The 13156-nt window shown below is 68.7% G+C and carries 9 protein-coding genes; 5 read left to right on the top strand and 4 right to left on the bottom strand.

Going from position 1 to position 13156, the window contains the following annotated elements; all coding sequences use genetic code 11:
- The first annotated feature begins 15 nt into the window (after positions 1 to 15).
- Complete coding sequence (gene mnmG / locus TA3x_RS15650; RefSeq protein WP_435015586.1) at positions 16 to 1878, top strand: tRNA uridine-5-carboxymethylaminomethyl(34) synthesis enzyme MnmG; 1863 nt, start codon at positions 16 to 18, stop codon at positions 1876 to 1878.
- Between the two features lie 31 nt (positions 1879 to 1909).
- On the top strand, positions 1910 to 2290 hold the full coding sequence (locus TA3x_RS15645) for a hypothetical protein (protein ID WP_435015585.1): 381 nt from the start codon (positions 1910 to 1912) through the stop codon (positions 2288 to 2290).
- 7 nt (positions 2291 to 2297) lie between these two features.
- Here TA3x_RS15645 and TA3x_RS15640 read toward each other — a convergent pair whose 3' ends face one another.
- Entirely contained in the window at positions 2298 to 2552 is a 255-nt protein-coding gene (locus TA3x_RS15640; RefSeq protein WP_435015584.1) for a glutaredoxin family protein, read from the bottom strand.
- 152 nt (positions 2553 to 2704) lie between these two features.
- Entirely contained in the window at positions 2705 to 5371 is a 2667-nt protein-coding gene (topA, locus tag TA3x_RS15635; RefSeq protein WP_435015583.1) for a type I DNA topoisomerase, read from the bottom strand.
- Positions 5372 to 5665: 294 nt separating this feature from the next.
- Between topA and TA3x_RS15630 the strand changes: the two genes are divergently transcribed.
- Positions 5666 to 7510, top strand: a complete 1845-nt coding sequence (locus TA3x_RS15630; RefSeq protein WP_435015582.1) for a hypothetical protein — start codon at positions 5666 to 5668, stop codon at positions 7508 to 7510.
- A 58-nt stretch (positions 7511 to 7568) separates the two neighbouring features.
- On the opposite strand, the gene TA3x_RS15625 is transcribed toward TA3x_RS15630, so the two are convergent.
- A complete protein-coding gene (locus TA3x_RS15625) occupies positions 7569 to 8054 on the bottom strand; it encodes a hypothetical protein (protein WP_435015581.1) in 486 nt (161 codons plus the stop codon).
- Between the two features lie 197 nt (positions 8055 to 8251).
- Between TA3x_RS15625 and TA3x_RS15620 the strand changes: the two genes are divergently transcribed.
- Together TA3x_RS15620 and TA3x_RS15615 are read left to right on the top strand one after the other, a co-directional pair.
- Positions 8252 to 9673 (top strand): HlyD family secretion protein, encoded by a 1422-nt coding sequence (locus TA3x_RS15620; protein WP_435015580.1) that lies wholly within the window; start codon positions 8252 to 8254, stop codon positions 9671 to 9673.
- Positions 9673 to 11286 (top strand): MFS transporter, encoded by a 1614-nt coding sequence (locus tag TA3x_RS15615; RefSeq protein WP_435015579.1) that lies wholly within the window; start codon positions 9673 to 9675, stop codon positions 11284 to 11286. The genes TA3x_RS15620 and TA3x_RS15615 overlap by 1 nt, the downstream gene beginning before the upstream one ends.
- Before the next feature lie 13 nt (positions 11287 to 11299).
- On the opposite strand, the gene TA3x_RS15610 is transcribed toward TA3x_RS15615, so the two are convergent.
- Positions 11300 to 13057 carry a TolC family protein gene (locus TA3x_RS15610; protein WP_435015578.1) on the bottom strand — a complete coding sequence of 586 codons (1758 nt, stop codon included), beginning with the start codon at positions 13055 to 13057 and terminating at the stop codon, positions 11300 to 11302.
- Between the last annotated feature and the right edge of the window lie 99 nt (positions 13058 to 13156).

Here is a 13156-nt window from a genome sequence, read left to right as displayed (position 1 = left end):
CGAGACCCGACCGCCATGACCTCGCCCGCGCGCGACCCGTATCACTTCGACGTCCTGGTCATCGGCGCGGGGCACGCCGGGATCGAGGCCGCGATGGCGTCGGCCGCGATGGGCCGGCGGACCGCCCTCCTGACGATCAACGCCGATGCCGTGGGCCAGATGAGCTGCAACCCGGCCATCGGCGGCGTGGCCAAGGGGCAGATCGTCCGGGAGGTCGACGCCCTCGGCGGGGCGATGGGCCTGCTGACCGACGCCTCGGCCATCCAGTTCCGCCTGCTCAACCGCGGCAAGGGCCCCGCGATGCACAGCCCCCGGGCCCAGTGCGACAAGAAGCTTTATCAGGCCCACGCCAAGCTTGCCGTCGAGAAGCGCGAAAATCTAACCCTTCGGCAGGAGATGGTCGAGGGGATCGCCGTCGAGGGGGGCCGGGCCGTCGGCGTCCGGTGCCGGGGCGACGTCCTCTATCGGGCCCGCGCCATCGTCGTGACGACCGGGACGTTCCTGCGGGCCCTGATGCACACCGGCGAGGTCAAGACGTCCGGGGGGCGGGCCGGGGACGCCTCGGCCGAGGGGCTTTCGGGGAGCCTCCGCGAACTCGGCTTCGAGCTGAAGCGATTCAAGACCGGCACGCCGCCACGGCTCAACGGCCGGACCATCGACTTCTCCCGGCTCCAGCCCCAGCCCGGCGATCCCGACCCGGCCCCGTTCTCGTTCCTGACCGATCGGATCGAGCAAACGCAGATGGATTGCCACATCACGGGCACCACCCCCGAGGTCCACGACGTGATCCGGGCCAACCTCGATCGGGCCCCGATGTTCTCGGGGCAGATCCAGGGGACCGGGCCGCGTTACTGCCCGTCGATCGAGGACAAGGTGGTGCGCTTCGCCGACCGCGAGGGGCATCAGATCTTCCTGGAACCCGAGGGGCGGCAGACGCTCGAATACTACTGCAACGGGATCTCGACCAGCCTCCCCCGCGACGTCCAGGACCGCATCATCCCGATGATCCCCGGGCTGGAACACGCCGAGATCATGCGCTATGGCTATGCGGTCGAATATGACTACGCACCGCCCACCCAGTTGCACGCGACCCTGGAAACCAAGGCGATCCCCGGCCTGTTCTTCGCCGGGCAGATCAACGGCACGACCGGCTACGAGGAGGCCGCCGCGCAGGGGCTGATGGCCGGGATCAACGCCGCCCGGCTGGCCCGGGACGAAGACGCCTTCGTGATCGATCGATCTCGCGCCTATATTGGCGTCCTGATCGACGACCTCGTGACGCGGGGGGTCGACGAACCCTATCGGATGTTTACCAGCCGCGCCGAGTATCGCCTCCTGCTCCGCTCCGACAACGCCGACCTCCGCCTGACCGAACTCGGCCGATCGATCGGGCTGGTCGACGACGCGCGGTGGGGCCGTTTCGAACGTCGACGCGATCGGATCGATCGCCTGGGCTCGTATCTCAAGGCGACGCGCGTGGGCGGCGATACCCTGGAGCAGATCCTCCGCCGCCCCCCGACGACCTGGGAGGAATTGACGGCGATCCATCCCGCGCTGGTCGATTACGCCGACGACTCCTCGGCGGTCGAGCAGGTCACGATCGCGGCCAAGTACGGCGGCTATATCGATCGCCAGGCGGCACAGGTCGAGCGGTTTCAACGCCTAGAAGATAAGCCGTTACCGGTCGACCTCGACTACGCGGGGATCTCCCAACTCCGGGCCGAGGCGCGCGAGCAGTTCGCCCGGGTCCGTCCCCGCTCGCTCGGCCAGGCCGGGCGGATCACCGGCATCAACCCGGCCGACGTGGCCACGCTGCTCGTCCACCTCAAGCGGCCGACGGCCCGGCGTGCGGACCCGGCGCCCGATCCTATGGATTGAGACCGCCCGGGCCGGGCGACGGAGGTTCCGGGTGGATTTCCAGGACATCCCGCCACGGCGACCGACGATCCGGGCGACCGATCACCTGGCGATCGCCTCGGTCATCGCCCTGAGCCTGATCCTGTTCGCCGGCGCGGAGGACGACAAGCGGGGTCGGGCCGAGGTCGCCGATGGCATCCCGTTCTCGGTCGCCTTCGCCGTGGTCGGCTACTTCATCGGCTGGACCCCGACGCCCCGGGCGGACGGCCGGCCTTCCTGGATCGATCCGTTCCTGACGCCGATCTTCCTGGTGCTGGTCCTGGCCTACCTCTATCTCGTGTTCAAGGCCGGGTTCGTCCAGCCGTGGGCGACCGGCAGTGCCGTCGTGTTCCAGATCATCGCCCTGGTTCGGCTGGGGCTGCGGACATCCTGAGCGACCGTCAGTTGGAGGCTGCGGCCTGGACGGCCTTCGACAACTCGTCCAAGGACGGGTTGATGAGGTTGTCGTTCTCCACCCGGATCGTGGGCATGACCCGCTTGCCGCCGTTCAGGCCGGCGATGAAGTCGTTGTACTCGGGGTTCTGGTCGACATCCTTGAACTCGTAGGGGACCTTCTGGGCGTCCAGGAATTCGGTGGCACGGACGGTGTCCGGGCAGGTCATCGAGCCGTAGACGCTGACGTTGGGCTGACGCATGGGATCGCTCCGTAGGGTTTGCGGAAGTCACGGGCCGATGTCTTTTGAGGTTGCAAAGCCTGCGCCCTGCCTCAGGACCGAAACGACGACGCCCCGCGCCGGGGGATCTCCTCGACGCGGGGCGGGTTGAATAGCGTGGGGGACTCCGGGTCTTATTGTGCCTCGGCCGGCGCCCCGGTGACGGCGGAGATCCGTTCCAGGGTCACCTCGCCGGGCTCCTTGGTCCCCTTGCACTTGGGGTACTTGGCGCAGCCCAGGAAGTAGCCCCGGCGGCCCTTGCGGACGAGCATCGGCCCGCCGCAGTTCTCGCAGGTTTCCACCACCTCGACCGACTTGAGGTCGGGCCCGCTGGCGGCGGCCGGGGCGGCGGTGGCCGCGTCGCCGAGCTGCTCCTTGAGGTCATCGGGCAGCGGGGCCGTGCTTCGGCACTTGGGGTAATTCAGGCAGCCGAGGAAGGCCCCCCGACGTCCCGTCTTGAGCCCCATCGGGCCGCCGCACTTCTCGCACTTGACGTCCACCTTGACCGGGACGACCGGCTTGCCGGAGTCGTCCACGGGCATGGTGTTGCGGCACTTGGGGTAGCCGGTGCAGCCCAGGAAGGCCCCTCGCGACCCCTGTCGCAACGCCATGGGCTTGCCGCACTTCTCGCAGGTGTGCTCGGTCTCGACGGCGGACGGGACCGGCTGGTTGGTGACCGGGTCGAGGTTGAACGACTCCTTGCACTTGGGATAGCCCGAGCACGACAGGAACGGCCCTCGCTTGCTGTCCCGCAACATCAGCGGCTTGCCGCACTTGGGGCACATGTGCTCGGTCTCGACGGCGGAGGCGCGGGCGGTGCCGTCCATCTGCCGCGTCGACTTGCACTCGGGGTAGCGGGAGCAGCCGAGGAACGATCCGGTCTTGCTGAACTTGACCACCATCGGGGCGCCGCACTCGGTGCAGGTCTCCGACGACATGACCTGGACCTTCTCCATGGCCGTCTCGGCCACGCGGAGCGACTCCTTGAACGGGTGGTAGAACTCGTCCAGGACCTTGGTCATGTCGATCTTGGCGGTGGCGATCTCGTCGAGCTCGTCCTCCATGTGGCCGGTGAACTTGAGGTCCATGATCTTGGGGAAGTGCTTGACCAAAAGGTCGGTCACCAGCATCCCCAGGTCGGTGGCGTGGAACCGGCGTTCCTTCTGCTCGACGTAGAGCCGGTCCTGGATCGTCTGGATGATCGGCGCGTAGGTGGAGGGCCGGCCGATGTTCTCCTTCTCCAGCGCCTTGATCAGCGCGGCCTCGGAGAACCGGGGCGGCGGCTGGGTGAAGTGCTGGGTCGGGTTGAGTTCGATGAGATCCAGCCCCATGCCGACGCTCAAGGCGGGCAGGAGCGCATCTTCCTGCTTGCCGGCCGGGGTGAGGACCTTGCGATGGCCGTCGAACTTGAGGATCTTGCCCTGGGCCTTGAACAGCCCGTCGCCGGCCCGGGCCGAGACGTTGGTCACGGCGAACACGGCGGGGGTCATCTGGCTGGCGACGAATCGGCGGTAGATCAACGAGTATAGCTTGTACTGGTCGATCGTCAGCTTGCCCTTGATCGTCTCCGGGTCGTGGGCCAGTTCGGTCGGGCGGATCGCCTCGTGGGCCTCCTGAGCCTGCTTGCCGGCGGCGTAGCGGTTGGGCTTGGCGGGCAGGTAGCGGTCGCCGTAGCGGGTCTGGATCTGCTCGCGGACCTGGGTCACCGCGTCGTCGGAGACGCGGAGGCTGTCGGTACGCATGTAGGTGATGAGCCCGGTCGGGCCGTCTCCGCCGACGTCGATGCCTTCATAAAGCTCCTGGGCGATCTTCATCGTCCGCTTGCCGGAGAACCGGAGCCGGATGGCCGCCTGCTGCTGGAGCGTGCTGGTCTTGAACGGGGCGTCGGGCTTGTCGAGCTTCTCGACCTCCTCGACCTCGGCGACCTGGAACGGGGCGGAGGCGATGGCGTCGCGGATCGCCTGGGCCTCCTCTCCGGTCTTGGCGGCGAACTTCTCCCCCTTCCACTGGGCCAGCTCGGCCTCGAAGCGGTCGGACTCGGCGGTCGAGCCGGCCGGGGACAGGATCGCGCCGATCCTCCAGTATTCCTCCGCGACGAAGGCGCGGATCTCCTTCTCCCGCTCCGCGATCAGGCGGACGGCGACCGACTGGACCCGCCCGGCGCTGAGGTGGCGGGCGACCTTCTTCCAGAGCAAGGGGGACAGCTCATATCCCACGAAGCGGTCCAGGAACCGCCGGGCCTGCTGGGCGTTCACCTTGTCCATGTCGATCGGGCCGACGTGGTTGAACGCCTCTTTGACGGCCTTCTCGGTGATCTCGTAGAACATGACCCGGCGCACCCGCTCGTCGGGCAGTTCCAGCGCCTCCTGGAGGTGCCAGGCGATGGCCTCTCCCTCGCGGTCGGGGTCGGTCGCCAGGTAGACGGTCTCGGCCTTGGCGGCCTCGCGCTTCAGGTCCTGGATCGTCTCCTTCTTGGCGGTCATGATCTCGTAGGACGGGGCGTAGCCGCCCAGCACGTCGAGACCGAGCTTGCGCTTGGGCAGGTCGCGGACGTGCCCCATGCTGGCCTTCACGACGAAGCCGGAGCCGAGGAACTTATTGATCGACTTGGCTTTCTTGGGGCTCTCGACGATGACCAGGCTCCGGCCCTTGCCGCCGCCTCCCGCGGCCGACGAGGCCGCGGCCGTTTTCTTCGGCTTCGGCGTGGCGGCGGCCGCCTTGGGTTTGGCCGCGGCCCGCTTCTTGGGGGCGGCCTTGGGCGTCTCGTCGGTGGATGCTGTCTTGGCGGACTTTCGGGCCACGATATCTTCCTATCCTGCTCCGGAACCTCCGCTTCGGTCGCCGATCAACCGTGATCGACGCCCTCGCGGGGCGGTCCTTTGCCGTTGTTCTTCCGACGCCAACTGATACACTACGGTTTGGGCCGGCGACTTGGAGGCCGAGCCTTTCAATTAGCTAGCGTACCAAGTCGTGTCAAGGGGGCGAGCCAGGCCGACCCCCCCGCCGGACCGGCTTCGAGCCCGAGGAACATCATGCCGTTCGCGATCTTCAGACGCCACCAACGAAACCTCATCGCAATCGTCGGGATCCTGGCCATGATCGGGTTCGTGCTGGCCGACACCCTGACGCGGAGCGGAAATTCCGCCGCCACGCGGGACCAGAACACGCCCATCGCCGACCTCTACGGCAAGCCGGTCCGGCGCATGGACCTGTATCGGATCAACGAGCAGCGCCAGCGGGCCAACCGGTTCCTCGCCCTGGCCGATCCCCGGGCCGGCGCGAATTACTTCGGCGGCACCTCCACCCGCGAGTTGGTGGACGCCATGATCCTGGAGCACGAGGCCGATCGGCTCGGCATCCCCAATGATGCCCGGTTCGCCAACGAGTGGCTCAACAAGGTCACCAACGGCGCCATGAACGCCGCTTCCTTCGAATACATCCTGAGCAAATTCAACAACGAGGTCGGCGGCGAGGCCCTGCTCGGCGACCTGGCCAGCCAGATCCGGATCCAGCAGGCCCAGCAATCCGTCGTCTCGCCGATCATCACCCCCCTGGACGTGTTCCAGACCTATCGCGACCAGTCGGAGCGCGCGTCCTTCAAGGTGGTCCCGGTCGAGGTCAACGCCTTCATCGACAAGGTGGGCGAGCCGACCGACGAGCAGGTCCAGGCCCTCTACGACCGGGGCAAGGATCGCCTGCCCGACCCGAACAGCCCCGAGCCCGCCTTCAAGGAGCCCCGCCGGGTCAAGGTGGAGCTGCTATCCATCGACTCCATCAAGCTGGCCGAGTCGATCAAGGCCACCCTGACCGAGGCCGACCTCAAGGCCCTGTATGAGTCCAGGAAGGCCGACTTCCCGGTCGACGATGAACTGCCCGTGGACCTGTTCCAGGGGGAGCCCGCCCTGACCCCGGCCCGCTACGTCCCGTTCGCTGACGTCCGGGACACCCTGGCCTCGTCCCGCTCCCGCGAGCTGGCCGAGGAGCAGATCAACGACAAGTTTAACAAGATCAAGGAAGACGTCATCGACGCCTTCTCGGATAAGTATCACGACTACCAGGACGACATCAACGAGCGGAAGAAGCTGGGCGAGTCCGTCGAAGGGGCCAAGCTGCCCACCCCGACCGACCTGTCGGATGTCGCCAAGCAGAATGGCCTCGAGCATGAGACCACCCCGCTGCTGGACAAGGATGGGGCCCGGGCCAACGGCCGCCTGTCCGAAGCCAAGGTCTCGCTCGGCCAGGGGGGCGACCGCAGGACGTTCGCCGACATCGCCTTCGACACGAAGCTGCCCCTGTTCGATTCCTTCGAACTGGTCGACGTGCTGGGCCGCCGCTACCTCGGCCGCCGGATCGAGGACGTGCCCGCCCACGTCGAGCCGCTCGAAAAGATCCGCTCCCAGGTCGTCGCCGCCTGGAAGGCCGAGGCGGCCCGCCCCCTCGCCCAGAAGGCGGCCGAGGAGTTCGCCGCCGCCATCAAGAAGGATGGCGGCACCATCAAGGGCCTGACCTTCGAGAACCGGCCGGTCATCGACATCCCGTCGATCACCAAGCTCCGGCCCGGGATGCCGATCCCGCCGCAATTCCCCGGCGACTTCCAGTTCCAGAGGGGCCCGGCCACCCCCAACGAACTGCCCCAGATCCCCCGCGCCGGCCAGGAGCTGGCCGACACCCTCTTCGGGCTGAAGCCCAACGAGGTGGCCGTCGCCCCCGACCTGCCCAAGAAGACGTACTACGTCATGACCCTGAACCAGCGCGAGCCGGCCAGCTTCGCGACGCTGTTCGGACCCAACGGGTCGCTCTCCTCGTTCTATTCCGAGACCCGCACCGACGTGCTCACCAGGAACCTGACCGACGGGATGACCCGGCTCCGCGAGGAAGCCGGCCTCAAGCCCGACTGGACCCCGCCCGACGAAACCCGCGATGCGGAAGCCGCCGAGTAATCAGTGATCTTGGCGTCGGGGGCGGCTGGGCCGCCCCCGACCGTTTCATCGGGGCCGCTTACCGGGGCTGCCTGCGGAACGTGTAGACCAGTCGGTACTCGTCCGGTTCCAGGCGATCGGGGCGACCGCGCTCGGGCAGGCCCAGCCGTTCCGGCAGGTCCAGGGGGTTCAGGCAGACGACCAGCTCATCCCCGTTCAAGGCGTAGTTTCCCAGGGCCAGCCCGGATTCGAGCTTGAGGTCGATCCGGGCGGGCCGGGCGGCGGGGGCCAGCTGGTAGGTGCCCCGGCTCTCCGGGACATCGGCCAGGCCCCGGGCCACGATCGTCCCGCCGGCAAATTCGAGCCCATACCGAGCGGCCCCGTCCCCGTCCAACTCGCCCGCGACCGAGCGGACCGAGGTGGCAACCCATCGGCCGTCGAGGCGTCCCCGCTCCGCTCGGACAGCCTCCCCCTCGCGGGCCAGGGCGACGCCCAGGACGGCGAGCCCCGAAACGATCGCCGCCCCTCCCAGGAGCGCCGCTCCACCCTTCTTGGCGATCCGCATCCTTGCCCCTCCCCAGCCCAGGAAATCCGGCGGTCACGATCTTCGTGCGCATCGTAGCCGACGCCCTCCGGGGGGTCGAGGCGGATCGCCGCGCCCCGTGGCTCGCTGGCTTTTCGGCCGGAGGGGCTTACGATGCTCTCGGAGCCTGCCGCGCGGCGAGCCGATGATCCTCATCGATGGTCCCGATAGGTGGTCGGATGGACGGGCAGAAATCCGAGCCGGCGGCGGTCGAGATCCCTCCTCCCCTCATCGCACCGCCCGCCCCCGCCCTTCGCAGGAAGGGCTTCGGAGGTCGGTGGGCGAGGTGGGGAATCTGGTCGATCGGCATCCTCGGGGCCGTGGTGGGCCTGGCGGTGATGGCGGATTGCGCCTACTACCGATTCACGACGTCGATGACCAACGATGCGTTCGTGGAGTCGCACATCGTCCACCTCGCGCCGCAGGAATCCGGCATCCTGACCCAGGTCCTGGTCGAGGAGCACGATTCGGTCAAGGCGGGCCAGTTGCTCGCGGAGATCGACCCGGTCCCCCTGGACCGGGCCGTCGAGGAGGTCCAGGCGAAGCGGAGGGTGGCGGAGGCGACGTTGCATTTCGAGGAGGCGACCCTGGAGCGCCTCGAACAGGAGTATCCGAGCCGGGTCGCGGTCGCCGAGAAAGAACAGGCTTCGGCCGAGGCGGCCGTCGCCGAGTCGCGGGCGCTGCTCACGATGACCATTCAGGACGTGGACAAGGCGGTGAACCAGGCGACCGCCGAGGCGGCGGCGGTCCAGGCCGCGCTCACCCATGCCCAGGAAGAGTTCGAACGCTACACCAAGCTGTTCCAGGAGCGGTCGGCCCCCGAGCGAAAACTCCAGGACGTGACCCGCGAGTATCACACCGAGCAGGCGAGGGTCGAGGCCGCCCGGGCCCGGGTGGAACGGGCCGAGGCCGACCGCGCCCAGGTCGAGATCGCCCGACGGTCGCTCGATCAGAAATTGCGTGCGGCCGAGAAGGCCGCCGAATCGGTCCGGCTGGCCCGACTGGGCACCCTGGAAATCGAGGTCCAGAAGCGCCAGGTCCAGCTCCGCCGCGACGAGGTCGAGCAGGCGGCGAAGGCCGAGGCGATGGTCGCGACCCGCAGGCAGAATGCCCGGATCGTGGCCCCGTTCGACGGCGTGATCGTGCGCCGCTACCGGAGCCCGGGCGACCACGCCCCGCTCGGCTCACCGGTGGTCAGCATGTACGATCCGGGACTGATCTACATCACCGCCTACCTCGAAGAGGACCGGCTCGAAGGCGTCGAGCCCGGCAACCGGGCCCGCATCTGGGTCGATGCCTTGCGGGGCACGCAAACCGGGCGGGTGGTCTGGGTCAACCAGGCGACGGGGGCGAACTTCTCGCTGCTGCCGCGCGACGTGACCTCGGGCGAGTTCACCAAGGTGACCCAGCGCGTCCCGGTGCGGATCGCCATCGACGACGGCCCGCGCAAGGCCCGGCTCCGCCCCGGCCTCTCGGTCACCGTGGCGATTTCGCACGGGCCCGGCGACCCGGCCTGGGCCGAGGCCGAGGCCGAACGCCAGCGCCACCGGGGGCGGCTCGGGGTCAGCCCGACCGCCGGGATCCCCGGGGCGGTGCACTGATGGCGACCCATTCCGCCGCCCTCCCGATCCAACCCCGCTCCGACGACCCGATTGCGCCCGATCTCCGCCTCTGGCATGGCATCCCGTGCCGGGACCGGGTGGTCGCGGCGATCATGCCCACGCTCCTGCTGGCCGGGATGACCTCGACGTTTACCGACCTGGCCCGCCCCTGGGTCGTCAACGAACTCTCGTCGGATCGATACCGCTATCAGTGGGTCCTGGGCTGCACCCTGCTCGGGTCGGTGGCGGGGATGTCGCTGATCGCCTGGATGCGGGCCCGCATGGGCCTGAAGGCTACCTACGTGATCGGCCTGATCATCTACACCCTGGGCAGCCTGGGCTGCGCCATGACCCCGAACATGGAAATGCTGGGGGTGGCCCGGTTCGTCCAGGGCTGGGGCAACGGTATGGTGGTGACCACCGTCCTGGCGGTCTTCTGGCGCGAATTCCCCGACCATCGCGACGGCGCCATCGCGGCGTACGTCCTCGGGCTCTATTTCGGCCGGATCGCGGCGCCGAGCATCAGCGCCTATTTGATCGACCTTCCCTCATGGCGGACGATCTTCTACGCGGTCGTGCCGGTCTCCTCGGCGTGCGTGGTCCTGACGTTCCACCTCCTCCAGCCTGATGAGCCGGCAACGGGACGGCGTGAACCGTTCGACTTCGGCGGGTTCGTCCTGCTGCTGGGGTGGGTACTCTGCCTGATGCTCGGGCTGTTCCGGTTCCAGAAGTGGGGTTGGTCCACCTCCAATGAGTTCTGGCTGGTCTCGGCGGTTGGCCTGGTCCTGTTCGCCTGGTTCGTGGCTCATGAACTGCATTGCGACCACCCGCTGCTCGATTTGCGACTGTTCCGCGTGACCCGATTTGCGATGAGCGTGGTGATCAAGGCCCTCGCCGATTTCGGCTTCTTCACCGTGATCGGGACGCTGATCCAGTACATGGCGGTGACCCGCGACTATCAGAGGACCACGACGGGGTTGGTCCTGCTGCCCGCGGTCGTCGCGATGGCCACCAGCCTGGCGTTGACGGCCCGATTCGGGACCCGGGCCGATCGCAAGTGGCGCCTGATCGGCGGCCTTTCCGGGATGATGGGCGCGACCTGGATCCTCTCGTCGCTGGACCTGTTCACGGACAAAACCTGGATCGCGTCCGTCATGGCGTTCTGGGGGGCGTCGGCCGGCCTGGTGGCGTCGCCATTGATCTGCATCTCGCAGGAGGACATGAGCCCGGCCCAGGTCGCCTCATCCTCCGGGATCAAGAACCTGATGCTGGCCCTGCCGGCCTTCGTCGGCGGCAATCTCATGGGGATCTTCGTCGAGAGGCGGGGCGACGCGCTCTTCGACGCGATGCGACAGAGCCTGGTGCCGAACCGGCCCCCATGGGATGACGTCCGGCTGCGGCTGATCGACGATTTCACGCTCCACGGCCTCGATCCGGCCGAGGCCCCGGCGCAGGCTTCCCGGCTCCTGGCCTCCTGGACGCACGCCCATGCGGTGGTCTTCGCCAATCAGTCGGCCTTCCAGATGCTGACGGCCGTGCTGGGGGTGGCCGTGATCCTGGCCTGCTTCCTCCGACCCGTGCCGCCCGGGGCCTCCGGCCCGCTACGAGGCTGAAGGCGCCGATCCCTCAGGGCCGGGTGCCGAACGGTGAGGACGACTCGTAGGGCGGGCGGGCCAGCGAGGGCGGGCCGAACAATCGCGATCGATCGGGGGCCTCGGGCAATGGGGGCGGCGACAGCGGGGTCCCTTCGATCGGGGCGACCGCGTCGGTCCCCGGCGGGGGGGGCAACCCCGGGAGCGCATTCGGGGTCGATCGACGCTCGAACGGCGATGGGTCGTCCGGGGGGACGGGCGGGACGTCATCACTCACCACCGGCGAGGCGGCTTCGGGGAGCCGGCCCGGGGTCGCCGGGAGTTCGACGCCGATCGCGTATTCGAGCCGGGCGATGGCACGCTGATACTGGTAGATCGCCGCGTGGAAGGTCTGCTCCGACCGGGTCTCGCCCGACTCGGCCTCGATCACGTCGGCGGGGGTGGCATCCCCCGCGCGGGCGCGGCTGGCGAGCAGGCGGGTGTTCTCGCGTGCCTGCTCGAACACCGCCCGCGCCGACCCGATCCGCTCGCGGGCGTCTTCCAGGCCGCGATAGGCCACGTTCACCTCGAAGGCGATGCCGTCGCAGACCTGCTGGGCCTGGGCCGCCGCCGACCTCACCCCCGCCTCGGCCGCGTGGAGCTGCCCGCGCCGCTTCCCGCCGGCGAACAGGTCGTGGGACACGAAGATCCCGCCGGCCCCGACGTTCGCGTTCTGGACGCCGGTGCCGGTCACGTTCGAGTATCCGGCCTGGATCGAGAGGCTGGGCAGGAAGTCGGCCGTCGCGACCTTCACGTCCCCCTGGGCGATGGCGATCCCCCGAGACACGACCGGGATCTCACGCCGGTGGGCCACCGCCAGCCGCAGGCACTGGTCGAGCGTCAGGGCCATTTGCGGCGCCTCGCGTCGTTCGACGACCCGCGTGTCCGCGTTGATCGAGATGCCCATCGCGCGGTTCAGGGCGGCGATGGCCACTTCCTCGGCGCTGACCGCGTCGGCGCGGACCTGGCGGACCCCGGCCAACCCGGCCTCGGCGCGGAGTTCCTCCTCGCGGGTGATCACGCCCCGGCGGAGCAGGTCGCCGGCCTCCTTGGCGAAGGCCTCGGCCCGATCCACGGCCCGCGCCGCGATCTCCACGTCCGACTTCGCTTCGAGGATCCGGAAGTAGGCCTGGGCGACCTCGTAGCCGACGGTCTGGCAGGCCCGTTCCCGTTCGAGCTTCGCGACCTCGGCCCGCCAACCCGCCTGCTCATGGGCCGTGATCTGCTTGCCGAACTGGAAGATCGTCCATTTGAGCTGGGCTTCGGTGACGTGGAAATCCTGGGTTCCCGGGCCGAAGCCGCGCACCGGCAGGACCGGGAAGCGGCCCCGGGTCCCGGTGAATCCCACTTGCGACGAGAACGCCTGGAAGCCGTAGTTCCCCTGGATCGTGGGATAGAACCCCGCATCGGCGATCTCCCGATTCCCGAGCGCGATGTCGACCGAGGCATTCGACTGGGCCAGGATCGGGCTCTGCCGCAGGGCGATCGCCCGGGCTTGCTCCAGGCTCAACGGCTCGATCGCGATGGCGGCGGAATCGGGGCCCTCGGCCCGGGCCGGCCTGACCGCGGTGTCCACCTCCGGCCCGGCGGGTTCCTTGTGGGGGGCGAGGCCCGCGCCCACGATGCGCTCTTCCAGGACTCGACGGTCGGCCTCGGGGGGCGTCTGGACGCATCCCGGCGTGATGACCAGGCCGATCAGGAGGCCGGCCGCCCGACCGGATCGCCGACTCGCCATGATCTGTCGGTCTCGCACGTCGTCGATCCTTCCGCCGGACGTCACCGCGCAGTCCACGCCGAGATCGGAGGCGTTGTGCGGTAAATCGGCCCGGGCGTCAAGATCAAGCCAAACCTT

The organism is Tundrisphaera macrotermitis (genome assembly GCF_051175315.1).
Taxonomy (GTDB): domain Bacteria; phylum Planctomycetota; class Planctomycetia; order Isosphaerales; family Isosphaeraceae; genus Tundrisphaera.
The sequence above is the reverse complement of the archived record's forward strand: the minus strand, read 5'-3'. Positions and strand labels throughout refer to the sequence as shown.